Genomic DNA, 25,512 nt, shown 5'->3' with positions numbered 1-25,512 from the left:
CCGCCGCCTGCCCGGCGGCGAAGCCGGCGGTGGCCGCCGCCCGGCGGGCGATGGTGCGCGCGCTTGGCCCACAGGTGGCGGACTCGTGGCCGTCGGCGGCGGTGTCGGCGAGCTTTTTGCGTCTGGCCGCCGCCTTGTCGCCGGTGGCTGCGGCCTGGGCCATCGCCTGCGCCGAGGAATCACTGTGGCGGCGGACCGCCTCGGTGGCGGCGTCGGCGGCGGCATCGGCCACGGTGAGATCAATCGCCGGGGCAGTCTGGTAGGCGCCCGGGACCACCGGGCGGTCGGGGGCGGGTTCGAATTCTTCACGCATGTAGCCGTCATAGGTGGTCGCCGAGCCGTAGTCGGCGAAAAACTCGTCGACGACGTAGGTGCGCAGGGTGCGTTCCACCGACCACTGGCACAGCGGGAAGGTGCGCACCAAAAAACGCATGTTGACCATCCACGGCTGGCCGACCGCCGTCGGCTGGGTGATACCCACCGGCGGGTGGACCTCCAGCTCCCCCATGACATCATCGGCGATCACCGGATCAGCCAGGGCGCGTTTACCGGCGGCGACACAACGCTGCACCACCTCGGCCATCGATTCGCTGCCCAGCAGCGGCACCGGAATGACCACCACCGCCCGGGCCCAGTTGTTGGAGTGGTTGTAGCAGACCCGGGCCGTCGAGTTCGGGATGATGACGTTTTCCCCGCCGAGGGTGCGGATGTGGGTGGCCCGCATGGTGATTTTCATGACGTCGCCCTGCACATCAATGCCGTTGCCCTGGAAGCGGACCCAGTCGCCGAGGCCGAACTGTTTTTCGGTCAGGATGAAAAAACCGGCCAAAAAATCCGCGATGATCGACTGGGCGCCGAAACCGAGCGCCGCGGAGACCACCGTCGCCGGAACCGCCACCCCGGTGCCGGACAGCCCGAAGATTTTCAGGGCTATGACAAACAGCACCACATAGATGATGATCTGGGCCAGGTACACCCCCGTGCCGGCCAGTGCCAGCTGGGCTTTGGCTTCCTGGGAGCGCAGATTGACGCGGTTTTCGACGAAGCGGACGGCGAACCGGCCGATACGCGGAACAAGCAGCGCCAGGATCAGCACAATCCCCAACGGGATGCCGATCTCGACGATCCAGCGCCACAACACATTGAGCAGATAACCGAAAGGCATGGCACCAAAGATAACCCACCCGGAGGTTTGCGTCATCGCCGCACACGGCAGCACTTCGCAGTCGCCGCCGGTGCCCGCACGGCCACCTGCCGGGCGGCACGCCAAGCATGCGGACGCATTCTCCCCGGTCCGCCCCAGCTGTCCGCAGGGGTGGACGGGCGGACCCCTGTGTCACCCCCGATTGATGATTGCTTTCCGAGTGAGAGGATAAAGCTTGAAAAAGGGGTAAAAATACAGGTTGAGCACTACGGCGGTGGGGGTGGGGCGGGTATTTTTTTACCTCCCGCGGGGGTGGTGGCGGCGGCGTGGCGGCGCCGCACCGCTCACGCGGTGTCCCGACGGCGTGTAGTGTTCACTGACATGACGAACATTCTACTTGTAGTAATTATGTGTCGGCGTTAGCCGCGACCTTTTACTACTTGTCGTTGCCGTTAACGCCCTCGTTTCCCGCCCCCACCCGGCGGAGGAAAACGGGGGTTTTGTTTTGCTCCGGCCACCCCGGCACACCGGGGTGAACGGGTGAAAGGTTTTTGAAAAAATCGCATATCCCCACCGGCCATGGTGCCCGGTTGACGGTTTTGCCGCAGCCCACCCGTGCGCCGCCGCTTGTTTTTCAACCTGCTGCCACCACCCCGGCAGCCGTCGCGGCGGGCGGACAACACACCACCGGACGCCGCCGGGCGGGAACAAACCACCCCGGCCCCCACCCAACCGCCGCGGGACAACAGCATAAGAAAACACACAACGGAAAAAATTCCAGTGGTGGACTAAGGCCCCTCGCGCCCCACCGGCGCATCCGCCCGGTGTGGGTCAGGTTCAGCTGTGCCCAACCGGTGTTCCGGCGGGCGCCCCATGTTTTTTCCGCCACCCCATTCAACCCATCCCAAGGAGTAGGTGAGACGTCGTGACAGCGGCATCCAACCGGTCCCCGGCCACCGGCGCCACGTCGGCGGGCCACCAAGCCCAAACCATCCGCATCACCGGTGCGGAAGCGATCGTCAAGTCCCTGGAGAACCTCGGTGTGACCACCGTGTTCGGTCTTCCCGGCGGTGCTGTGCTTCCGCTGTACGAGTCGCTGTACAACTCGACGAGGCTGCGCCATGTGCTGGTGCGCCACGAGCAGGGGGCAGGCCATGCCGCCACCGGCTACGCCCAGGCCAATGGCCAGGTCGGGGTGTGCATCGCGACCTCCGGGCCGGGGGCGACCAACCTGGTGACCCCGATTGCCGACGCCTATCTTGATTCGGTTCCGGTGGTGGCGATCACCGGCCAGGTCGGGGCCGATCTGCTGGGCTCGGATGCTTTCCAGGAGGCCGATATCCGGGGCATCACCATGCCGGTGACCAAGCACAATTTCATTGTCAAAGACCCCAACGAAATCGGCTCCGCCATTGCCGAGGCCTTCCATCTGGCCAGCACCGGACGACCGGGGCCGGTGCTGGTGGATATCCCGAAAAATGTGCAAAACGCCGTCTTCGATTTCGTCTGGCCCCCGGAGATCGATCTGCCCGGCTACCGGCCGGTGGTCAAACCGCACCCGAAACAGATCAGTGGCGCCGTCGAGATGATCGCGGAGGCGAAAAAACCGGTGCTCTACATCGGTGGCGGCTGCATCAAAGCCGGGGCGCATGATGTGCTGAGGGAATTTGCCGAATACACCGGCATCCCGGTGGTCACCACATTAATGGCGCTCGGTGTCTTCCCCGACTCGCATCCGCAGCACATGGGCATGCCCGGTATGCACGGAACCGTCGCGGCCAACGGGGCGATGCAGAAATCCGATCTGCTCATCGCCATCGGTGCCCGCTTCGACGACCGGGTCACCGGCGACCTGGAGCATTTCGCCCCGGACGCCAAAGTCATCCACGCCGATATTGATCCGGCCGAGATCTCCAAAATCCGGGTCGCCGACCTGCCGATTGTCGGGGATGCGAAAGAAGTTCTCCACGGGCTGTTGAAGGCCTACAAAAAAAGCGGCAAAAAAACCCCGGATATTGCCCGGTGGAACAGCTACCTCAAGGGTCTGAAAGAAACCTACGCCCGCGGTTTCGACTGGCCCGAGGACGGCAGTCTGGCCCCGCAGTACGTCATCAACACGCTGTCGGAGATGGTCGGACCCGATGCGATCTATTGCGCCGGTGTCGGCCAGCACCAGATGTGGTCCGCCCAGTTCATCGACTACGAACGTCCCCGCACCTGGTTGAACTCCGGTGGTCTGGGAACCATGGGCTATGCGGTACCCGCCGCGATGGGGGCCAAAGCCGCCATGCCGGACACGGAAGTGTGGGCCATTGACGGTGACGGCTGTTTCCAGATGACCAACCAGGAGCTGGTCACCTGTGCAGTGGAGGGCTTCCCGATCAAAGTGGCGTTGATCAACAACGGCAACCTCGGGATGGTCCGCCAGTGGCAGACCCTGTTCTACGGGGGCCGCTACTCCCACACCAAGCTGCGCAACCAGAACGAATACGTGCCCGATTTCGTCGGGCTGGCCCAGGCGCTGGGCTGTGCCGCCTTCCGGGTGACCACGAAAGAGGAAGTCGAACACGCCATCGCACGCGCCCGGGAGATCAACGACCGGCCGGTGGTCATCGACTTCATTGTCGGCGAGGACGCGCAGGTGTGGCCGATGGTCGCCGCCGGCATGTCCAACTCGCAGGTCGAATACGCCCGGGGATTGCGGCCCCTGTTCGACGAAGACTCCGCCGCAGCCAGCTTCCAGGACCTCGATGACGCCATCGACCCCGACGGTGAGGAGAACTAACCATGGCACCGACATCCCCCAAAGGCCCCACCACCCCGAACCCGGTCGACCCTGTCCGCCGCCACACCCTGTCGGTGCTGGTCCAGGACGGTGAAGGCGTGATCTCCCGGATCACCGGATTGTTCACCAGGCGCGGGTTTTCCATTGAATCCATCGCCTCCGCCGCCACCGAACGGCCGGGTATCAACCGCATCACCATGGTGTGCCGCTGTGACGACTACCAGATCGAACAGATCACCAAGCAGCTCAACAAGCAGGTTCCGGTGCTGAAAGTGGTGTGCCTGGACGATGAGCAGATGGTGGCCCGGGCACTGTTGATGGTCAAAGTCTCCGCCAATGCCACCACCCGGCCGCAGATTGTCGACGCCGCCAACATCTTCCGCGCCCGCGTGGTGGATGTGGCCCCGGAATCGGTGGTCATCGAAGCCACCGGCACCCACCCGAAGCTGCGGGCCTTCCTGGATGTTCTCGAACCCTTCGGGATCAAGGAAGTGCTCGAATCCGGTCCGCTGGCCCTGCAGCGCGGACCGAAAACACTGTCCTACAACGGCGCGCTGAAACAGCGCGTGTGACAGACACCAACGACCGGCACGGCCCCGGCGGAAACCCCGCCGTTACCGGGGTCGTCCCGGGAGGCGGTGACACACCGGCCCCTTGGAAGCTGTCTCAACATGTGGTACAACTGGTACCGTAATATGAGACAATCTCCGGTGGTGCCGGTTGGCCGACCGGGCGGATGATCCGCCCGCACATCCCGCTGCCGCGGAATGCACCCACCAATTTTTCTTCTGCTATACCGAAAGGCCCATAACTAACCATGGCTATTGAAGTTCTTTACGACGATGACGCTGACCTGTCGATCATCCAGGGCAAGAAAGTGGCCGTGATCGGCTACGGCTCCCAGGGGCACGCCCATGCCCAGTGCCTGCGCGACTCCGGCGTCGAGGTCGTCATCGGCCTGCGCGAGGGGTCGAAATCCGCCGAGAAAGCCACCGAAGCCGGCTTTACGGTCAAGTCCAACGCCGAGGCCGCCGCATGGGCCGACCTGATCATGCTGCTGGCCCCCGACACCAGCCAGAAGAAGATCTTCACCGAGGACATCGAGCCGAACCTCAACGACGGTGACGCCTTGTTCTTCGGCCACGGCCTGAACATCCACTTCGGCCTGATTGAGCCGAAAGACACCATCACCATCGGCATGGTTGCCCCGAAGGGACCCGGCCACCTGGTGCGCCGCCAGTTCGTCGACGGCAAAGGTGTTCCCTGCCTGATCGCCGTGGCCCAGGATCCGGACGGCAACGGCCGGGATCTGGCACTGAGCTACGCTGCCGCCATCGGTGGAGCGCGCGCCGGTGTCATCCCCACCACCTTCCGTGAGGAAACCGAAACCGACCTGTTCGGTGAGCAGGTTGTGCTCTGCGGTGGCCTGGAAGTGCTGATGATGCAGGGCTTCGAGGTTCTCACCGAAGCCGGCTACGCCCCGGAGATGGCCTACTTCGAGGTTCTGCACGAGATGAAGCTGATCGTCGACCTGATTTGGGAAGGCGGGCTGCAGAACATGAACTACTCGATCTCGGACACCGCCGAATTCGGCGGCTACATCGCCGGCCCGCGCATCATCGACGGCGAGACCAAAAAGCGCATGAAGGAAGTTCTGGGCGACATCCAGGACGGCACCTTCGTCAAGCGTCTGATCAAAAACGTCGAAGGCGGCAACAAGGAACTCGAGGGCCTGCGCGCCGAGGTTGCCGCACACCCCATCGAGGAAACCGGCGCGAAGCTGCGTGACCTGATGAGCTGGGTGAAAAATCCCCTGACCGAAACCGCGTAAAAAACACCGGCGGCACAGACGGATCCGGCCGGAAACATCATCTGCGCCGGGTCGCAAGCCGGCATCACCCCGGCGGCAGCTACTTCTTCCCGTGGATGTACCCCGGGGCAGTGGCGGCCGCCGGGGTAGCGGTTTTTTACCCCTCCGCCGACGGTATACGGGTACACACGGGCGGGCACGCCGGCAGAGGTTTACTTCGGCAGTCAACACACCGCGCCGCCGCATCACCGACGATGCGGCGGCGCGGTGTGTGCCGGGGTGCCCCGTGCCAGTCCGGTCAGCGGAATGTGACGGTGATATCGGCTGCCGGGTCAATGGCCCGGACAATATCGCCGTAGAAGGATCGTGCCTGGGACTGGAGCGCCGCGCGGTTGTCGTCAATTTGTTTGTCTTTCGACGACGGGCCGAGGATGTCGTTGATCATCGCCGCTTCATCGATGTCGGCGGTGACAAAAGAGATGATCCCGTTGTCCTCGACGGCCTTTTTGAAGGTCACATCGCTGGTTCCCAGAAAGCTGAAATCGGGAATGGTGAGGGAGTAGGCGTGCTCACCGGTGGGGGTGATTGTCACCCGGGAGCCGTCAATGCCCAGCATGGCGGTGTACTCGTACTGCAGGTACAGGTTTCTGGCGGTGCCCGGGACAGTCTTGCCGAACAATTGCGCGGTCTGTTCCCTGGATGTGATGCCCTGCATGTGCAGCGCCAGCAGCACCACTTTTTCTTCTTTCGTCACCGCCTTGACTACCTGGGAGGAGTGGGTGCTGGAATCGGTGTCAACGGTGTTCCACAGGGTTGCGCCGGCGCCGGCGATCACCGCCAGTGTCACAGCAACGCCGATCAAGACCCCGAGCAGGGTGAGCAGGAATTTTTTCACGGTGTCTACTGTGGCTCCTTGGTAAAAATCCCGCTGCGGTGCAGCGAGGGATTGTGCTACCGGGGCTGTCCCGGCAGGGGGACTGGATAATGACCGCGGACGCGGGCCCGGACGGATAACCGGGACTTTCTAAGCTTCATCTTATCAACAGCTGCCGGTGCGGCCCCCGCCGGTTTCGGACCCGGTACCGGGGGAGGTGCGCCGGGCCGGGAGTGCCGGGTCCGGTCGGGGGCGGCAGGGCGGAAACAAGGTGTGCCTTTTATCCGGTGCGGGGTGGTCGGCGAAAGGATGGTGGGGGTGGGGCGAAGGGAAAAGTTCGGCACAGCGAAGATGTGGCGTTTGTGCCGGTCGGTGCCCCTAGCCTGGGCATAGTGGAAATCATTGTCTGTCCGCAGGGATCATTTATCACCCCCGTTCATTTTCATTAGGTTTTCAATAAGGGGTTGGCGGGGCTAACGTTGGCGGTACGGGCCGCATGCAAGGCAGCCCCAACAAACGGTGTTGTGGCAGGCACATTCCTGCCCCGGCACCGTGGAACCAGCAACCACGATCTTCCGGAGAACCTGTGACCATGACGAACCCCTTGACCGGTGACAATCCGGAGCACACCACCCCCGGCGGCGACCACCACCACGACCACGACCACGAGCACAGTCACGGTGACGACCACAGTCACGGTCATGACCACGGGGGACATGATCATTCGCATGCCCCGAAGTCGCTGAAGGCACTGTCGGCCGTGATCGGGTTGACCACCATCATTTTCCTGGCGGAAGTCATCTTCGGTGTGCTGTCGGGTTCGCTGGCACTGTTGGCCGACGCCGCCCACATGCTGTCGGATTCGGCCGGGCTGGTGATGGCGCTGGCCGCGATGCTCATCGGGCGGAAAGCGGCGTCGGCGAAAGCCACCTACGGCTACCGCCGGGTGGAGGTCATTGCGGCGGCCATCAATGCGGCCGCGGTGATGGCGATCTCTTTGTGGATCGTCGTCGAAGCCATCGACAGGTTGAACCGGCACGAACAGATCAACACCACCATGATGCTGGTGGTGGCGGTCATCGGTTTGGCCGCCAACACCATCAGTGCGCTGATTCTGGTGCGCCGGCAGCATGACTCGATGAATATGCAGGGCGCCTACCTGCATGTGCTGGCCGACGCCTTCGGTTCAGTGGCGGTCATTGTCGCCGGCCTGGTGGTCCGCTACACCGGTTTTGTGATGGCCGACACCATCGCCTCGGTGGTGATTGCCGTTATTATTCTGCCGCGTTCGCTGAAATTGCTGCGCCGGGCGCTGCGGGTGCTCATGGAACAGGTGCCCGCCCATTTGGACAGTGACGGCATCCGCGACACACTGTCGGCGGTCGACGGGGTGGCTGCCGTGCATGATCTGCACCTGTGGTCCACCGACGGCAATGATTTGATTGCCACCGCCCATCTGGTGGTCACTGACGAGGCAATGGCCGACGGCGGCTGTGATGTGCTGGACCGGGCCAACCGGGTGCTGGCCGGGATGGAGGTCACCCACGCCACCCTGCAGATTGAACCGCTGCTGCACGCCGAACACGAACCGGCCGTCCACGACTAGCCGGAAAAAACACGGGCCGGCGGCCGAAAAAAAGGGGGCGGTGCCGGCCGGGGTGGTGGGGAGAGAAAAATGTGCCGTGCGGCAATCCCGGATGGATGTCACCGCCATCGGTGCTGTGGCGGATGCGGCGGTGGTGAGGGGCTTTGCCGCTGCTTGGCCGGATGGGCGGACAGAAGTGTGCTGCAACAGTTAGAGTTGGTGCCATGGCCTTTACTTCGCCCTCCTACGACCTTATTGATCTGTTTTCCCGCATCGACCGCGGGGATTTGCAGGTTCCCGATTTCCAGCGCGACTACCTGTGGGATGTCGACCGGATCCGGGCACTGCTGATCACCTGCCTGCGCGGCTACCCGATGGGTTCGTTCATGGCACTGGATGTGCGCAACACCGAACCCCGTTTCCGTCCCCGGGCGGTGGCCGGTGCGCCCGATACCGGTGTGGCCCCCGGCCTGCTTCTGCTTGACGGCCAGCAGCGGCTGACCACCCTCTACCATTCGCTGCACGGTGACGGCATGGTTGACACGGTTGATTTCCGCTCCAAGAAAATCAAGCGGAAGTTCTACGTCAATGTCGACGCGGCGGTGTCCCGCACAATTCTTCCCGACGACGCGGTGTTTTCCGTCGACCCGTCGGGCAAGGTGATCAGCCACTATGCCCCGCGGATTGAAGGCGGTGTCACCGACCGTGAATCGGCGGTGAAAAACGGCTGCATCCCGCTGTCGGAGCTGCTGTCCGATGAGGGCACCGACATGCTGTTCGATATCGCCGATTCCCGCGACGACACGTCGCTGGAGCGGATCAAACGTTTCCACAACCAGGTGCTCAAGCCGCTGGTGCGCTACCAGATTCCGATGATCCGCCTGGACCGGGAGACCTCCCGGGGCGGGGTGGGCTCGATTTTCTCCCAGGCCAACAATGTCGGCATGCAGATGGATATTTTCGATCTGCTCACCGCCGTGTTCGCCAACGAGGATCCGTCCTTCCACCTGGCCGCCGAGTGGGAGAAAATCGCCGGCGAGCTGTATGCGCACCCGGTGCTGCGGGGGATCAGCAGGGTGGACTTTTTGACCGCGATCTCCATGTACGCCACCGCCCGGCTGCGGGGACGTGCCTCCGGTGCGCGGGAAGATATTCTGCGCATCGATCTCGGGCAGTTCAAGGAACTGGAGAAAATCCTCCGCGGCGGTTTCGCCAAGGCCGCCGAGTTCCTTGCCGCCCGCCACATGTACACCGCCTCCATGGTGCCCTACACCTCGCAGATCATTCCGCTGGCCGTGATTTTGGCGATTCTGGGCGAAGATGATCCGGAACTGTTCGATCTCGACAGCCCCTGCGACCGTCTCAACCGCTGGTTCTGGTCCGGGATTTTCGGTGAACTCTACGGCTCCGCCGCAGTGATCTCCCGGGCCGGCCGGGATGTCACGGAGGTGACTGCCTGGATCAAAGACTGCGCCGAGATGGTGCGGGAGGAAGCGAAAAAAGACAAACCCGCCAGCAAAAAGAAGGGGCGGGCCACCCGGGCCGACAAAGAGGCGACGGCGAAAGAAATCGCCGAACACCGGCGGGCCATGGCCCTGGGGCGCCCGACGGACAAAGTCGCCGAACCCGCGTCGATCCGGTCGGCGAAATTCGTGGAATCCCGCCTGCTGTCGGTGCGCGCCGATTCGGCGGTCTACAAGGGTATTTTCTCGTTGATCATGGGCCGCGGCGCGAGAGACTGGCGGGCCAATGAAGAGATCAACGCCCACAACTTTTTCACCATGTCCGTCGGCTTCCACCAGATTTTCCCCTCCGCCTACTGCTTCACCCACGGCATCAACCCGGTGCTGGCGGATTCGGTACTCAACCGCACCCCCATGGCGGAGAAAACCGACCACATGATCGGGGAGACCGATCCGGCCCGCTACCTTCCCCGGGTGCAGGGCAAATCACTGCTCGGCGACGCCGACTTCGATGAGGTGCTGGCAGGCCATCTGCTCGACCCGAAGCTTCTCCACCACGGCAAAGTCGACGAATTCTTCCTCGACCGCCGCCGCAAGCTGCTGCGCATGGTGGAAGAAGCCATGGGGCGCAAAGCCGTCCACGATGTCGACGACAGTGACCTGACAGCCGGTGAGGAAGGCCCCGCCGCCTTTTTCCGGGCCGCACAGAAATAGTCCCCACCGCATCACGGACTCCCCGGCGGGCGGACAGCCTGCCTGGCCGGGGAGGAAGAAAAAACCGCACCCGGTCACTCTGATCCGGCCACCACCGGTGGCCGGATCACGTCTGGGTGTTTAGTAGGGTGGCCAGTTGACTCCCCACCGAGAGGACATGTTTGTGACTGTGACGAGCCTGCGACGTTTCATCCGTGCCGCCCGTGGCCCTGTGGCGCTCGTGGTGGCGGTGGGACTGCTTGCCGCCTGTGCCGGCACTCCGGTGGGTGAGGCGGGCGACAGCCCGGCCGACGGGAAGTCGACGCAGAAAACAACCGCGGCAGCCGACCCGCTGGAGATGGCCAAAACGGAAAACCGCTCCCGCAGCGTCGACCCGCGTTTCGGGCAGACCCCGCAGGTTGTCGCCGACAGCGACTATTCCGGCATTGAAGCCAGTCAACTGTTTTTCACCTCCTCCGAAACCGTGGTCGTCTCCGGTCCGACCGTGTCCGAACAGCTGCGGGCCGCCTCCCTGGCGGTGGCCAGCCACGCCCCGGTGATCCGTTTCACCGGGCAGAACTTCTCCCGCGTCAACGCCGAAATCGACCGGCTGGCCGCGACTGTGGTGCTGGTGGTGGGCAATGTTCCCGACCCGGTGGGGGAGAACCTGACCCTGATCCGTGACCCCGGCACCTTCAAGGCCATCGGCCAGATGACCGCCCGCCAATTCGACCGCTTCGAAGTCGACCGGCTCGACCGTGCCGTCGCCGCGGTGGCCGGACTGGATCCGAAACAGCCGGTGCTGCTCTCCGCCGGTTTTGAGACCATGCCCGTTTTCCGCGCCACCCCCGGCACCAGCGGCGACCAACAGGTCACCCCGCAGGGCAGAAGCTCGATCACCTCCACCGGGGCGGAGGACTCACCGCTGAAACGCCTCACCGATCCCGCTGCCACCTCCGGCGGCAGCCGCGACGGTGAGGGGGCGGACAACAAAAAAGACCCCACCGATGTTGACGTGGCCGCATTCCCGGCGCAGTCGGCCCGCGACGGCGGAACCTCACCGATCGTGGTGTGTTCCCCGCTGTCGGGTATCCCGGCGGTGGCCACCGCCAAAGCCTGGGGCGCTGAAGTGCGGTTCATGGACTACCACGATCCGCGTTTCAACGACCACACCCGGGACACCGTGGCGGGGCTGGCGGATAAACCACTGGTTGCCCTGGGGCAGCAGTTTGGCACGGCGAATGATCTGTCCGAACGGATCCTTTTGGCCGACAGCGCCGCCCAGCAGCTGCCCGGCGGCGGGGGGCTGGTGTTTCCGGGCCGGCGCATGATCGCCTTCTACGGGCATCCCTCCGGCCCGGCGCTGGGGGTGATGGGGGAGCAGCCGCCGCAGGAAGCGGTGGACAGGCTCAGTGAGCTCGTCGCCGACTACCAGGGGCTGGAGCGCCAGCCGGTGATTCCCGCCTTCGAGATCATCGCCACTGTTGCCAGTGCCGGCCCGGGGGCCGACGGAAACTATTCAACAGCAACAGATCCGGCCGATATCATCCCCTGGATCGATGCGATCACCGCCGCCGGGGGCTACGCCATCGTTGACCTGCAGCCCGGCCGGGCCAGATTGCTCGACCAGGCGAAGCTCTACGAAAATCTGCTGCTGCGGCCGAATGTGGGGCTGGCCCTGGATCCGGAATGGAAACTCGGCCCGGACCAGGTGCCGCTGCAGCAGGTCGGCCACGCCACCGCCGCCGAGATCAACGAGGTGGCCGGGTGGCTGGCTGATCTGGTCAAAGACCATAAGCTGCCGCAAAAAGCCCTGGTGCTGCACCAGTTCCAGATGCAGATGATCCGGGACCGTGAGCAGCTGGACCTGTCCCGCCCGGAGCTTGCCTGGGTGCTGCACGCTGACGGCCACGGCCATCCGGCCCAGAAGTTCAGCACCTGGAATGTGCTGCGCCAGGGGCTTGATCCGCGCTTTTTCATGGCGTGGAAGAACTTCATCGACGAAGACAGCCCCACCTTCACCCCGGAGGAAACCTACGCGGTCAACCCCCGCCCCTGGTTTGTCAGCTACCAGTAGCAGGGGGAAACCACCAGCTTTCTGCGAGGTCGACCACACCGGGTGAACAGCTCGGTCGGTCATGGTTAGAATGGGTGCACCTGTGCCAGCCGCAGGGACCGCCGAATGGTGGGTGTTGCCGTTGTTTTTTCCGTGTGTCCACTCCATCGCGGCCACGTGCAGAACACGTGCCGCGTGATGCCGTTTCCCGCTCTGGATGCCGGACCGATGACAACGGGCGGGCGATGGCCTTGTGTTGTCCCCCCGCGTGATTGTTGTTTCCCGCCCCACCCCTCACCGGCAGCCGCACCCGATTAGTTTTTCACCAACCACCCCGTTGCCCACCCGCCGACAATCAAGACGGCGATGATTTGGAGTTTCTACCGTGAGCCCGCACAAACCGATCGTTCTCATCGCAGACAAACTGGCCCAATCGACTGTTGACGCCCTCGGCGACACCGTCGACATCCGTTGGGTGGACGGCCCCGACCGGCCGAAGCTTCTTGCGGCTGTCGCCGAAGCCGATGCCCTGCTGGTGCGTTCGGCGACCACCGTCGACAAGGAAGTCCTGTTGGCCGCCCCGAATCTGAAGATCGTCGGCCGGGCCGGGGTGGGGCTGGACAATGTCGACATCACCACCGCCACCGAGCGCGGGGTCATGGTCGTCAACGCCCCGACCTCGAATATCCACTCCGCCTGTGAGCAGGCCATCGCCCTGCTTCTGGCCACCGCCCGCCAGATTCCGGCCGCTGATGCGTCGCTGAAAGGCGGGGCGTGGAAACGCTCCAGCTTCAAGGGGGTGGAAATCTTCGGCAAAACCATCGGTGTTGTCGGCTTCGGTCACATCGGCCAGCTGTTCGCCCAGCGTCTGGCGGCGTTCGGCACCACCATCATCGCCCATGATCCCTACGCCAACCCGGCCACCGCCGCCTCGATGGGGGTGGAACTGGTTGAGCTTGACGAGCTGGTGGCCCGCGCCGATTTCGTGACCATCCACCTGCCGAAAACCAAGGAAACCGCCGGCATGTTCAATGCCGATCTGCTGGCGAAGGCGAAAAAGGGCCAGATCATCATCAACGCCGCCCGCGGCGGGCTGGTCGACGAGCAGGCGCTGGCCGAGGCCATCGAATCCGGGCATATCCGGGGCGCCGGTTTCGATGTGTTTTCAACTGAACCGTGCACCGACTCCCCGCTGTTTGGGCTGGATCAGGTCACCGTCACCCCGCACCTGGGGGCGTCGACGGTGGAAGCCCAGGACCGGGCGGGAACCGATGTGGCCGCCAGTGTGCTGGCCGCGCTGCGCGGTGATTTCGTCCCCGATGCGGTCAACGTGTCCGGCCGCGCCAGCGAAGAGGTGGCCCTGTGGCTGGATCTGGTGCGCAAACTGGGCCTGGTGGCCGGACGTATTCTCGACTGTGCGCCCGACACCCTGGTGGTGCAGGCCCGCGGTGAGCTGGCCGGCGAAAACGTCGACGCTCTGGGGCTGGCGGCCCTGCGGGGTCTGTTCCAGGCGACACTGACCGAGCCGGTCACCTTCGTCAACGCCCCGCGGATCGCCGAGGAACGCGGCGTGGAACTCAACGTGTCGGTGTCCAAGGAATCGGTCACCCACCGCAGTGTGGTGGAAGTCAAAGCCGTCGGCGCCGACGGCCAGTCCTGCACTGTTGTCGGTGCCCTGACAGGTTTGGACCGGGTGGAAAAAATCACCCGCATCAACAACCGCGGCCTGGATATGCGCGCCGAGGGCCAAAACCTGTTCCTGCACTACACCGACCAGCCCGGTGCACTGGGTAAAGTCGGCACCCTGCTGGGTGAAGACGGCATCAATATTGTGGCCGCCGCCCTGTCACAGGATGCCACCGGCACCGGCGCGACCCTGGTGCTGCGGGTGGACAAAGAAATCCCGGATGCGGTCGTTGACTCAATCACCGGTGAACTGGGCGCCCACAGCGTCCAGCTGAACTTGGACTAGGCGACACACCCGCCCGCACCGCCCCGCCCGCCGGTTCCCGGCGGGCGGGGATGACAGATGTGCGGTGTTGCTTTTTCGCTGTTCACCGCCGCCACCGCCGACCATGGGGTGGCGGCGGTGATGTTTTTCCCACCGGGCAATCCTGTGCCCGGAACCTTTCCAGGCAAGATACTGTGCCGGGGGAGGACACAGGGGGGAGGACAAGCAGCCGGGGGAGCGCTTTTCGAGGGCACAAGGGGCACCGTGCCGCGGCTTCCGGGGTGTGTGCTGCGTGTCTGACCGGTGATGGGGCTGTGGTGGCGATAGATTGAAACACATGGACGCGCACACACCACGGTCGTTTTCCGGCGGGGCCCGCCCCGCCGGGCGCCACAGGCTGGTGTGGGCTGCCGTGTTTTGTTTCGTGTTCACTTTGACCACCACAGCGCTGGCGGTGTGTGCGGGACTGCCGCTGGTGGCCGCCGGAACCGGGGCGCTGCCGTCCAGGGTGTCGTGGCTGGTGGCCGTGTGGTGGGCGGTGGCGGCACTGACAGTACCGGTGGCCATCCGTATCATCGACTCCCCGCCGCCGGTGGTGATGGCGGTGTGCGCCGGGGTGCATGTGCTGTGCGCTTCTTTCGCGGCCACGCTGGCGGGGACGGAAGGCATCATTATTTTGTGGGTGCTGGCGGCCGTGGCCGCCGGCTGCGCCACCCCGGCGGTGGCCCGGTTGTCCGCCGGGCTGCCCCGTGGCCGCTTCGGCGGGCTGGGGGTGCTGAAACTGGCGGTGGCCACCGCCATGACTGTGGGGGTTCCGGCCACTGTTGCCGTCAGCTGGTTCGGCCCCCGGCCCGACTGGCAGCGGCTTTTCTATGTTCTGGCGGTGCTGGGGGTGGTGTGCCTGGGAATGGCGGTGGTGGCGGTCAAACCGGCGGCACACCCGTCGGCCGGCCCGGACCATCCCGGCGGGATGCACAGGCACACACCCGGGCAGGCGACAAAAAACACACGGCCGGCATACGCCGGTACGGTGCCGATCACCGGCGGGGGGTTTGTGGCGGCAAGCCTGGCGTCGGGGGCACTGGCCACCGGGATGCTGGTTACCACCGCCACCACCCTGGCCCCTGCCGCCGGCGGTGGCGACCCGGGGGCGGCGATCGTGTTCGCCGCTGTCGGGGCCACCGGTTTGGTCGGTGCCGGGCTTGGCGGGCTGCCGCGTTTTCAGCGGCACCCGGATGCCCGGCTGTCGGCGACAGTGGCGTGTTTGCTGGCGGAGCTTGTTCTGGTGGCTGTGGCGGCAGCCGTCCAGCCGGTTGCATCGTTTCTGGTGACCGCACTGGTGTGCGCCATCGGCGCCACCGGCGGCCTGGCCATCAGATTGTTCCGGGACATCACCGCCGGGCAGATCGATCCCGCAGGTAGCGGCCCGGACGATCCGCCGGCCGGTGCTCTTCCCCGGGTGGGGGTGATCGCCGGATGCCCGGCGGCGGCCGGGGCAGTGGCGGGTGGACTGCTGCTTGATCATCTGTCCTGGCTGATCCCGCTGTGCGCGGCAGCGGCGGTGGCAGTGTCGCTGGTGCTGCTGCGGCTGGCCCGCGGTGGCCGCAGCCGGCCCGATGCCGCCGGACACACTGAACAAAGCCCGGATTCCAACGCCATGACCGGCTGTCAGCCGCACCCCACCGGGCCGCGGCCAGCCCGTGGCCCGAAGCCCCACCGCGACAACCGCCGCCGCGTGCCCCGGCGCCCACCACCGCGCCACAGCAATCGGCCGTGAACAGGGACTCCACCGCCTGCTTTCAGACCCGGGTTTTCCCACCCCTTGCGGGACCCGGTGGCACCGGGGGGCGTGAGTTTTCACGCTGCTGTCGGCTATTGTCGTAGTTTGGCGCGAAGGTGCGCCACCGCCGATATGTGCCCCGACAGCAGGAAAGGACCGCGGCAGACAGGGCTGTGCGAAAAATACCGTCCGGGAATAAGCCACCGCCACCACCGGTGGGCGGGGCGGTGAGGGACGTGTTTTTCAAAACAAACCCGTGTCTTGCGCGAAGGTGACCCACGATGGCTTCCCCCACGACGTTTTGCCCCGATACCGATGCGATTGCCGCCCGGGTGACAGCCGCCGGCCACACCGTGGTGGATACCGGCACCGATGGTGAAGGCAATCCCACCGTGGTCGCGGCCACGGACGGCTGTCTTGTCACCTTCACCTGCCGCAGCGCCCTGTCGGCGACGATGGCTGTGACCGGAACACTGTCCGCGGCAGGGTATGTGGCGGCGATTGTGGCCGCCAACAACGCCAACACCAACACCAGGGGAATCAAAATCGCCGTCGACGGTGACGGTGCGCCGCTCGGGAAAGCCCTCGGTGACAAAGACGCCCCCCTGGTGCTGCTGGCTGAACAGCAGCTTGTCACCGGCGACGGGGTGACCGGCCCGCAGCTGGATGATTTCGTCGGTGAGGTGCTGGCAACCGCCGCACAGCTTGTTGATTTCGCCGCCCGCCTGGCCGCCGACCCCGATCACGATGACCCCGATAACGCCCCGGAGACTGTGTTCGTTGACCGCGCCGCCACCACGCCCGCGGCGCGGGAGACACAGCCCGACGGCAGTTTCCCGCCGGTGGGCCGGGACCGTGTCGCCGCCTGGTTTGCCGCGCGCGGTATCACCGATGTGCCCTATGACGACGAGACGGAAACAGTGTGCCTGATGATGGACGGCACTCCGATCGACATTATTGTCGCCGACCCCGCGACAGTGACAGTGAAAATCGGCGCCCAGCTTCCGGCCACCGGTATCCAGGATCCGGGCACCATCATCCATGCCCTCAACCACGCCAACCTGGAGTTCCGTTCCACGGTGTGCGCCGCCCGCGCCGACGGCAACTGGTGGATCATCGCCCGGCATGTTCTGCCGCAGACCTTCGGCATGTCCGACAGCCAGCTCGACCAGCTGATCGGATCCGGTGTCGTGGAGGTCGCCGCCCAGTTGAAACAGACACTCAAAGCGATCCGCGAATCCTAGCGGCCCCCGGCCAACCACCGCCGCTGTGCCCTGCGGGGCCGAAGCGGGGTGAAACAACAGCGGGAATGTGTGTGTGACCCGTATGCCACAACAGGGGCACACCCGTGCCGGCGGGGCCGCAGCACCGGTGTACCGGGGATGTTTTTTTACCCCACCGTCGTTCGGCCGCCGGAGAGAAGATATCCCGCCGCCTGCCAGCCGGCCATGCCGTGGACCCCGCCGCCGGGGGATGTTGACGCGGAAGCCAGAACAACACCCGGCACACCTGTATCCCACGGCTGCACAAGCCTGGGCCGCCGGAGCAGTTGCAGCGGCGTGGCCGCCCCACCGCCGATATCCCCGCCATAAAGATTGGGGTTGTGCTCTTCCAGGGCTTTCGGCCCGCGGACTCTCATATCGACGATCTGGCCGCCAAATCCCGGGGCGTGGCGGTCGATGGTGGCGATGATCCGGGCGGTTTCATCCCCGGTACAACCGGCGGGCACATGGGCGTAGACCCACACCGGGTACACCGTTTGTCCGCGGTGGACGGCCAACCTGGATTCATCGGCCAGATACTGCTGGCCAACAAGAACAAACGGCTCGTCCGGCACAACCGAGTCGTTGACCGCCTGTTCTTTGTCGATGACGTCGCGTGCTGTGCCGCCGATGTGGACGGTACCGGCCGAGCGGGCTTGCTCGGCCAGCCAGCCGATCGGGCCGGCAAGAAGAAAATCCACCCGCCAGGCCGCCGGGCCGTGGACGAAACGGCGGTATCTGCGGGCAATCCGCCGCGGCTGGCGGGGAAAGGTGTTGTGGCTTGCGGCAACAATTGCGGCTGCGGCCCGCGGTGTGGTGGACAGCACCACCGGCTCACCGGGGCATATCCCCAGCGCATCCAGGCCGGTGACTGTAGTGCCGCACACAATCTCCCCACCGGCTTGGTGGAGAAGATCGACCAGAATGCCGGCGATCACCCCGGTGCCGCCGACCACCACCGGCCAGCCGGTTGTCTGCCCGCACAATCCAAGAACAACACCCGCCCCGGAAGACAGCAGGCCGGTCAACGGGGCCATGGTGTGGGCGGCGATACCGGCAAACAGTGCCGCGGCGTCCCCGCCGCCGAGAAGACCCGCGGTGGTAGAGGCCGGAAGCATGCTGCGCAGCCCCAGGTGCATGGCCGTGTGGACTCCGTGGCCGAGAACGTGTGCCGGGGCAGACAACGCGGCGGACACCATCTCACTCTGCCTGGCGACCAGGGGCGAAAACAGCCTGCGCCAGGCATGTGAACCTGTGGCAAGACCGGCGGCAGTGGCGTCCACCGACTGGTGCAGGGCAACCGCGTGGTCGGGTAAGACAAGATGAACCAGCGGAATATCCGGATGCGACAACGGCAGTTTTTCTGTCACCCCGAGCCGCTGGAAGGCAGGGGAGACCACGGCCAACGGATGGACTGCGGCACAGTCGTCGACAATGGTGCCGTGGAAATGCGAGGAGCGTGCCGCACCACCCGGCCGGTCGGCTGCCTCGATAACACGCACCCGGTAGCCGGCGCGGGCAAGACGGATCGCCGCCACCAGACCATTGGGTCCGGAACCGACAACGAAAGCCCGCGGAGTGTTCACGACCACTCATGCTAGCCGGGCCGGTTGAGACCGCAACGCAGGAAAAACAACCGCCTTGGCGTGATATGGGGCCTTTTCAGCCGAAGTAGAGGTTGCGGACCGGTCTAGTGCTCGCCGAGGCGCCCGGAGAGTTTTTCCCACCTGTCGGCCGACGGGCCGGTAAGCCCCGTGATGGACACGCCGGTGTTTTTCTCCCGGAACTTGCGGGTGATCGCATCCAGGGATGCCACCGTGGAGGCATCCCAGACTTCTGCTTGGGCCAGGTCGATGGTGACCCGGTCGAAACCGGCGTCGTAGTCGAACTGGTAGACCAGATCATTCGAGGAGGCGAAAAACAGCTGCCCGTTGACAGTGTAGACGGCCGAGACTGTCCCGTCCGGCCCGGTGGTGGTGTCGGTGAGTTCCACTTCCGCCAGGTGGGCCACCCGCCGGGCAAACGCAATGGAGGCGGCCACCACTCCGGTGATCACGCCGACGGCGAGATTGTGGGTGGCCAGGGTGGCGGCGACTGTGGCCAGCATGACCGCGGTTTCACTGGCGGGCATCAGTTTCAGGGTTGCCGGGGTCACCGAATGCCAGTCGAAGGTGGCGACGGAGACCATCACCATGATCCCGACCAGGGCGGCCATGGGGATGGCGCCGACCACCGGGCCCAGGGCGACGACGGCAATGAGCAGAAATACCCCGGCGAGAAGTGTCGACAGGCGGGTTCTGGCCCGGGAGGCTTTGACGTTGATCATGGTCTGGCCGATCATGGCGCAGCCGCCCATGCCGCCGACGAAAGCGGAAGCAATATTGGCGATACCCTGGCCGGCGGCTTCCCGGGTTTTATCCGAGTGGGTGTCGGTGATGTCATCGACCAGTTTCGCGGTCATCAGCGATTCCATCAGCCCCACCAGCGCCATGGCCAGCGCGTAGGGGGCGATGGTGGTGAAGGTCTCCAGGGTCACCGGCACATGGGGGATGAACAGTCCCGGCAGCGAGTCGGGCAGATCGCCCTGCCCGGCCACATCGGGCACGGGTTTGCCCAGCACCAGCGTGATGGTGGTGACAATGACAATGGCCACCAGCGGGGCGGGGATGGCGGTGGTGAACTTCGGCAGAAACACAATCACCGCAACAGATAAAGCCACCATCGGATAAACCAGCCACGGGACACCGAACAGGTGCGGCAGCTGGGCGCCGAAGATCAAAATGGCCAGCGCGTTGACGAAGCCGACCATCACCGACCGGGGAATGAACCGCATCAGTTTCGCCACCCCCACAGCCGAAAGAATCAACTGGAAGATACCCGCCAGAAGAACACAGGCCACCAGATAGTCAAGGCCGTGTTCTTTCACCAGCGGGGCGACCACCAGGGCCACGGCGCCGGTGGCGGCGGTGATCATGGCGGGCCTGCCGCCGGTGACACTGATGACCACCGCCATAATGAACGACGAGTACAGCCCGACCGCCGGATCAACTCCGGCCAGCACCGAGAAACTGATCGCTTCCGGGATCAGCGCCAAAGCGACCACCAGGCCCGCGAGGATTTCCGTGCGAAGCCGCGCCGGTGTGGCAAACGCCGCCCTGAATGATGCGGCGATACCGGTCGGCGGGGTGGTGGGGGACGGTCGGGTGGCAGTGGGTGAGTGCATGAAAGAAAAGGGGTATCCGTAAGCGGTGGAAAAAAAGGGGCGGGAAAAAACAGGTCGGCTTTAAAATTCAAGGTGCCGGGCAGCGAAAAAGGCGGCGGAGCATGATCGCTGCCGCACCCCTGGAACTGCTGCCTGCACCCACAGCCGGTTGATCACACCATGCTACGGACTCGGTCACCGCCAACCTAATCGGCGCAGCCGGTGATGTTAGACTTGACCCCTGAATGTTCACATAGTGGGAAAGGACTCCCGTTTCATGAAACTGGCTGTGATTGGCGGCGACGGCATCGGCCCGGAGGTCACCGCGGAAGCACTCAAAGTGCTCACCGCCGTGCGCGATGACGTGGAAACAACCGAGTTCGATCTGGGGGCGCGCCGGTATCTGGCGACCGGGGAGACACTGACCGGCAACGATCTGGAGGAGCTGAAAGCCCACGACGCGATCCTTCTGGGTGCGGTGGGTGCTCCCGGCAAGGTGCCCCCGGGTGTTCTGGAGCGGGGGCTTCTTCTCCGGCTGCGCTTCGAGCTGGATCACCACGTCAATCTGCGGCCGGCCAAACTCTATGCCGGGGCCCGCAGTCCGCTGGCAGATCCCGGGGAGATTGATTTCGTTGTTGTCCGCGAGGGCACGGAGGGTCTCTACTGCGGCAACGGCGGATTTTTGCGCAAAAACACCGCCGGTGAGATCGCCTCGGAGGTCTCCCAGAACACCCGCTTCGGGGTGGAGCGGGTGGTGCGTGACGCATTTACCCGCGCGCAGGCCCGCAGAAAACACCTGACCCTGGTGCACAAAAAGAATGTGCTGGTCCACGCCGGTGACCTGTGGCAGCGCACCGTTGATGCGGTGGCAGAACAGTTCCCGGATGTCACGGTCGACTACAACCACATTGATGCCGCCACCATCTACATGGCCACCGATCCCTCCCGGTTTGATGTGATTGTCACCGACAACTTGTTCGGCGACATCATCACCGACCTGGCAGGTGCCGTGGCCGGCGGCATCGGTTTGGCCGCCAGCGGCAATATCGATGCTTCCCGGACCAATCCGTCGATGTTCGAGCCGGTGCACGGCTCGGCACCGGATATCGCCGGCCGGGGTATCGCCGATCCGACAGCCGCCATTTTGTCGGTCTCTCTCATGCTGCAGCACCTGGGCGACAACACCGCAGCCGAGATCATTGACCGGGCTGTGGCAGACGATATCGCCACCCGCGGTGACACCCCCCTGCGCACCACCGAGGTCGGTGACCGGATCGCTGCCGCGGTGGCGACAGCCCGCGGCTAGCCGGTACCGCACCCGGCCGAAACACCCCGGATCCGTTTGTCACGGCCCTGTGCCTGCCCCATCCCACCTGCTTGCCGCCGGTGGGATGGGGCTGAAGCCGAATCCGACAGGCCCAAAAAACAGGCAACATCGCCGCCCGGGGTTTCGCCCGCACCCCACAGGTGCCAGGGCCCTCCCGGCGGGGATGTGTGGGTGCTGTCACCTCACAGGGTGCCGCTGGCGGCCGCCACATAGTCGCGGGCCATATCCTCCCGCCAGCAGGCCATGTCGTGCCCGCCGGCAAAACGCCCCGCTATGACGGTCACGCCCTGGTTGCGCAGTGTGTTCTCCCCCCAGGTGAAACCGTCGGTCAACAGCCATTCCAGGCTCCCGCCCCGGCTGATGATGACCGTATCTTTACCGGCACGGGTTACAGGCCAGGTGTCGGCCAGTGCCGCATACGGCGGGGAGTAGGCCAGTGCGGTGGAAAACACCCCCGGGTGGGCAAGTGTGGTGCGAACCGCCCCCACCCCGCCGTAGGAGCTTCCCGCCACCATGGCTTTATCGCCCGCAGACAGCCTTCCGGCGATCCGTGCCACCGCCCCCGGGAAATCGGGGCAGTCGATCAGGTCCCGGTTGCGCTCGGCCACACTGTCGCCGTGGCCGATAAACACCATGGCCCGGGGCAGCGGACACCCCGCCGCGAGATAGTGGTCGAGGTGGGCGTCAAGGAATTTGTTGCCGTCGAAAACCACCAGCACCGGGCCCGTGCCTGCGGTGGTGATCACCGTCGCCTGTGCTGCACCCGGATAGTCAAGGCACACATGCTCCCGCTGCCACCGTTCAGGCGGTGCGACAGCCTCCGGGCAGGAGGCATCGGGGGCTTTGACCAGGGAGCTTTTTCCCCGCGGGCCGGTCATCTCCGGCCCGTTGAACAGCACCGACCGGCTGATGGCCGCAAGCCAGAACTGTTTCATCGCCACCGCGTCCGTGCCGTCCGGGACCGCAATGTCACCGGGGAAGGGGATCAGTGAGCAGGCACCCCGCCAGGTGCGGGGTACCTCGAAGACAGCCGACAACACCGTATCCATGCCCTGGTGCGGGGTCAGTATCCCGGCTTCAATTCTGGACCTGTCGGTCAGTCCCCCGAGAGAAGCGAAAACCGTCATCCCCGCCAATCGCGGATCATCCCGGCTGACCGCCACCACCATGGCCCAGGCATCTTGTTCCGGCAGAAAAGCAAACTGCGGCACACCCAGCCGGACAGCGTCAGCCACCAGCTCCTGGTCGACGGCCCGGTCGGCGATCCGCCGGTTGGGAATGGGAACTGGTCTGGAGCCGGGGGATACCCGGCCCGGGGCCGATGATGGGGTGCTGTCCACTGCTGTATGAACTCCTCGGATGAAAAAGAACAAAAACGAATCACCGGCACGCTACGGGGCCTGCGCCCCACTTCACCGGCAGACAAGGTGCCGCCCGCCGGATCGGCCGACTGTCCGGCACACCGCCAACTGTATCGGAATATGTGGGACACGTTAAAGACCGGACCGAAGCTTGCCCGGACAAAGCGGTAGCCGTCCGCTGCCACGGTCCGGCATCCATCCACCTGTCCGCCACGCCCGGCCGCGGGGGTGACAACAGTGAGCGGTATGACAAAGACCCTTATCAGTGCCGCAGATCACCTATAGGCTTGGTGCATGTCTGTAGAGCTTGAAGAGATCGCCGAGTTCCTCGGTCACCACGAACCCTTCCGCCAACTGCCGCGGGAAGTGGTCGGGCAGCTGCCAAGCAAAATGGAGATCACCTACCTGCGCCGCGGGGAGATGGTGGTCGCTCCCGGGGCCGAAAACCACCGGCTCTACGTGATCCGCTCCGGGGCAGTCGACATTGTCTCCGCCGACGGCATTCTCCTCGACCGGCGGGAAGCCGGCCGCACCTTCGGCTACTCCACTCTGGTGGGCGAGAACCCCACCAGCGACTACCAGATGATCGCCGTCGAGGACTGCCTGCTTTTGTATCTGGGAAAGCGGGACTTTCTGGAGCTGTGCCACGCCAACCCGGACATCACACGCTACTACTCCGGGCAATCCGCGCGGGTGAGACAAGCCGCCGACTCACTGCGCGACGACTCCTCCTCACAGATGCTGCGCACCCAGTTGTCCGAGGTCATGGTCACCGACCCGGTCACCGTGGAACCAACAGTGACCATCCGGCAGGCAGCCCGGGCCATGGACGGGCGCAATGTCTCCAGCCTGCTGATCACCGACAGCGGCCGGCTGATGGGCATCATCACCGACCGGGATCTGCGCACACACCTGGCCACAGGCACCAGCAGCGACAACCCGGTCAAAACCATCATGACCGACAACCCCCGCACCGCCACCGGCAGTGACTCCGCTTTCGAAGCCATGCTCACCATGGCCGACATCGGCATCCACCACCTGCCCGTGGTTGATGAAGGCAAGCTGACAGGCATTGTCTCCACCGCCGACATCATGCGGCTGATGAGAAACGACCCCATCTATCTCACCGCCGACCTGGCCCGGCGCAGCACCCCGGAAGAGTTAAAGGAAATCTTCGGCAACGCCCATGATGTGGCGGTGCGCTTCATTGAGCGTGGCTCCTCCGCCCAGGAAGTCACCGGTCTTCTCACTGTCGCCGCCGACGGCCTGGCCCGCCGCCTGCTCACCCTGGCAGAGGAAAAACTCGGCCCCCCGCCGGTGCCCTACTGCTTTGTCACCATCGGCTCCCAGGGCAGGAAAGAAATCGGCCTGGCAAGCGACCAGGACAACGCCCTGGTACTGGACAACAGCTTTAACCAGTCCGCCCACGACGACTACTTCCAGCAGCTTTCCGATCTTGTCTGTGACGGCCTGGCGGCGGCCGGACAAGTGCTCTGCCCGGGAGAGATGATGGCCAAAAACCCGGTGTGGCGGATGACCGAGCACGCCTGGATCGCCCAATTCGCCGACTGGGTCGGAGCACCTGAACCCGACGCCATGCTGCACACCCAAACCTTCTTCGACTTCCGCGGCATCCACGGCGAGACAGCACTGGCCGAATCCGTGCACTCCCACGCGGTGGCCATGGCGCACCGGGCGGCACGCACCCACGCCCATCTGGCGGCGCTGGCCTCCCGGCGGGAACCACCGTTGGGAATATTCCGCGGACTGGTGGTCGACCGCTCCGGCGACTACGCCAACACCCTGGACGTGAAAAAAGGCGGCACCGCAGCCATTGTGCAGATGGCCAGACTCTATTCACTTGCCGCAGGAGTCGAAGCAGTCGGCACCCGGCAACGCCTGCTGCTGGCCGCCGAACACGGCGCAGTATCGGCCCGCGGGGCACAGGAACTCATCGACGCCTTCGACTTCCTTACCGGCATTGCCCTGCAACAGCAGGCGGCACAGGTGAGAGACGGCATCACCCCGAACTACCACATTGATCCGAAGAAGCTGAAAAAAATCGACCGGGAAACCATGCGGGATGCCTTCGGCTGCATCAAATCCATGCAAACCGCCCTGGCCACCACATACCCGGTCCGTGCCGTCTGATCACAGTTACGGCACCGATCCGGCGCCGCTGACACAGACCACCACACGAAAGGGCACACAGCCACACC

16 protein-coding genes are annotated in these 25,512 nt (G+C 64.8%); 11 read left to right on the top strand and 5 right to left on the bottom strand.

Annotated elements, in window-relative coordinates:
• The coding region (locus tag JZY06_RS08475) for a mechanosensitive ion channel family protein (RefSeq protein ID WP_207279122.1) at positions 1–1,165 on the bottom strand (1,165 nt) is incomplete at its 3' end.
• 904 nt (positions 1,166–2,069) lie between these two features.
• Here JZY06_RS08475 and JZY06_RS08470 point away from each other — a divergent pair.
• The 3 genes from JZY06_RS08470 to ilvC all read left to right on the top strand — a co-directional run bounded on the left by JZY06_RS08470 (position 2,070) and on the right by ilvC (position 5,760).
• Positions 2,070–3,929, top strand: coding sequence for an acetolactate synthase large subunit (locus JZY06_RS08470; RefSeq protein WP_207279121.1), 1,860 nt, complete (start codon positions 2,070–2,072; stop codon positions 3,927–3,929).
• A gap of 2 nt (positions 3,930–3,931) precedes the next feature.
• Positions 3,932–4,501: an acetolactate synthase small subunit gene (gene ilvN / locus JZY06_RS08465; protein ID WP_207279120.1), complete on the top strand. Its 570-nt coding sequence runs from the start codon at positions 3,932–3,934 to the stop codon at positions 4,499–4,501.
• A gap of 245 nt (positions 4,502–4,746) precedes the next feature.
• Positions 4,747–5,760 carry a ketol-acid reductoisomerase gene (gene ilvC, locus JZY06_RS08460; RefSeq protein WP_207279119.1) on the top strand — a complete coding sequence of 338 codons (1,014 nt, stop codon included), beginning with the start codon at positions 4,747–4,749 and terminating at the stop codon, positions 5,758–5,760.
• Between the two features lie 277 nt (positions 5,761–6,037).
• Here ilvC and JZY06_RS08455 read toward each other — a convergent pair whose 3' ends face one another.
• Positions 6,038–6,634: a hypothetical protein gene (locus tag JZY06_RS08455; protein WP_207279118.1), complete on the bottom strand. Its 597-nt coding sequence runs from the start codon at positions 6,632–6,634 to the stop codon at positions 6,038–6,040.
• A gap of 571 nt (positions 6,635–7,205) precedes the next feature.
• Between JZY06_RS08455 and JZY06_RS08450 the strand changes: the two genes are divergently transcribed.
• From JZY06_RS08450 to JZY06_RS08425, 6 genes are all read left to right on the top strand, one after another.
• Complete coding sequence (locus tag JZY06_RS08450) at positions 7,206–8,219, top strand: cation diffusion facilitator family transporter (RefSeq protein ID WP_207279117.1); 1,014 nt, start codon at positions 7,206–7,208, stop codon at positions 8,217–8,219.
• Between the two features lie 203 nt (positions 8,220–8,422).
• A complete protein-coding gene (locus JZY06_RS08445; protein ID WP_207279116.1) occupies positions 8,423–10,375 on the top strand; it encodes a GmrSD restriction endonuclease domain-containing protein in 1,953 nt (650 codons plus the stop codon).
• A 163-nt stretch (positions 10,376–10,538) separates the two neighbouring features.
• The gene (locus tag JZY06_RS08440) at positions 10,539–12,431 is read left to right on the top strand and encodes an MBL fold metallo-hydrolase (RefSeq protein ID WP_330617212.1); all 1,893 of its coding nucleotides are present in this window, start codon (positions 10,539–10,541) and stop codon (positions 12,429–12,431) included.
• Between the two features lie 364 nt (positions 12,432–12,795).
• Positions 12,796–14,382: a phosphoglycerate dehydrogenase gene (serA, locus tag JZY06_RS08435; RefSeq protein WP_207279114.1), complete on the top strand. Its 1,587-nt coding sequence runs from the start codon at positions 12,796–12,798 to the stop codon at positions 14,380–14,382.
• Between the two features lie 316 nt (positions 14,383–14,698).
• Positions 14,699–16,138: an MFS transporter gene (locus JZY06_RS08430; RefSeq protein WP_207279113.1), complete on the top strand. Its 1,440-nt coding sequence runs from the start codon at positions 14,699–14,701 to the stop codon at positions 16,136–16,138.
• 284 nt (positions 16,139–16,422) lie between these two features.
• Positions 16,423–17,385 (top strand): YbjN domain-containing protein, encoded by a 963-nt coding sequence (locus tag JZY06_RS08425; protein ID WP_207279112.1) that lies wholly within the window; start codon positions 16,423–16,425, stop codon positions 17,383–17,385.
• Positions 17,386–17,531: 146 nt separating this feature from the next.
• Here JZY06_RS08425 and JZY06_RS08420 read toward each other — a convergent pair whose 3' ends face one another.
• Both JZY06_RS08420 and JZY06_RS08415 read right to left on the bottom strand, forming a co-directional pair.
• Complete coding sequence (locus JZY06_RS08420; protein ID WP_207279111.1) at positions 17,532–18,989, bottom strand: phytoene desaturase family protein; 1,458 nt, start codon at positions 18,987–18,989, stop codon at positions 17,532–17,534.
• 104 nt (positions 18,990–19,093) lie between these two features.
• A complete protein-coding gene (locus tag JZY06_RS08415) occupies positions 19,094–20,626 on the bottom strand; it encodes a SulP family inorganic anion transporter (RefSeq protein ID WP_207279110.1) in 1,533 nt (510 codons plus the stop codon).
• 256 nt (positions 20,627–20,882) lie between these two features.
• On the opposite strand from JZY06_RS08415, the gene JZY06_RS08410 reads away from it, so the two are divergent.
• On the top strand, positions 20,883–21,911 hold the full coding sequence (locus JZY06_RS08410; RefSeq protein ID WP_207279109.1) for a 3-isopropylmalate dehydrogenase: 1,029 nt from the start codon (positions 20,883–20,885) through the stop codon (positions 21,909–21,911).
• A gap of 203 nt (positions 21,912–22,114) precedes the next feature.
• Here the strand turns inward: JZY06_RS08410 and JZY06_RS08405 are convergent, their stop codons facing one another.
• Entirely contained in the window at positions 22,115–23,272 is a 1,158-nt protein-coding gene (locus tag JZY06_RS08405) for a hypothetical protein (RefSeq protein ID WP_207279108.1), read from the bottom strand.
• A 315-nt stretch (positions 23,273–23,587) separates the two neighbouring features.
• Here JZY06_RS08405 and JZY06_RS08400 point away from each other — a divergent pair, with 315 nt between their 5' ends.
• Entirely contained in the window at positions 23,588–25,444 is a 1,857-nt protein-coding gene (locus tag JZY06_RS08400) for a DUF294 nucleotidyltransferase-like domain-containing protein (protein ID WP_207279107.1), read from the top strand.
• Positions 25,445–25,512: the final 68 nt, after the last annotated feature.

Source organism: Corynebacterium mendelii (assembly GCF_017307055.1).
Lineage (GTDB): Bacteria > Actinomycetota > Actinomycetes > Mycobacteriales > Mycobacteriaceae > Corynebacterium > Corynebacterium mendelii.
The sequence above is the reverse complement of the archived record's forward strand: the minus strand, read 5'-3'. Positions and strand labels throughout refer to the sequence as shown.

Coding starts and splice junctions, on each gene's coding strand:
- ilvN (WP_207279120.1), top strand. CDS start 3,932: ATGGCACCGACATCCCCCAAAGGCCCCACCACCCCGAACCCGGTCGAC.
- ilvC (WP_207279119.1), top strand. CDS start 4,747: ATGGCTATTGAAGTTCTTTACGACGATGACGCTGACCTGTCGATCATC.
- JZY06_RS08450 (WP_207279117.1), top strand. CDS start 7,206: ATGACGAACCCCTTGACCGGTGACAATCCGGAGCACACCACCCCCGGC.
- JZY06_RS08445 (WP_207279116.1), top strand. CDS start 8,423: ATGGCCTTTACTTCGCCCTCCTACGACCTTATTGATCTGTTTTCCCGC.
- JZY06_RS08430 (WP_207279113.1), top strand. CDS start 14,699: ATGGACGCGCACACACCACGGTCGTTTTCCGGCGGGGCCCGCCCCGCC.
- JZY06_RS08425 (WP_207279112.1), top strand. CDS start 16,423: ATGGCTTCCCCCACGACGTTTTGCCCCGATACCGATGCGATTGCCGCC.
- JZY06_RS08415 (WP_207279110.1), bottom strand. CDS start 20,626: ATGCACTCACCCACTGCCACCCGACCGTCCCCCACCACCCCGCCGACC.
- JZY06_RS08410 (WP_207279109.1), top strand. CDS start 20,883: ATGAAACTGGCTGTGATTGGCGGCGACGGCATCGGCCCGGAGGTCACC.
- JZY06_RS08400 (WP_207279107.1), top strand. CDS start 23,588: ATGTCTGTAGAGCTTGAAGAGATCGCCGAGTTCCTCGGTCACCACGAA.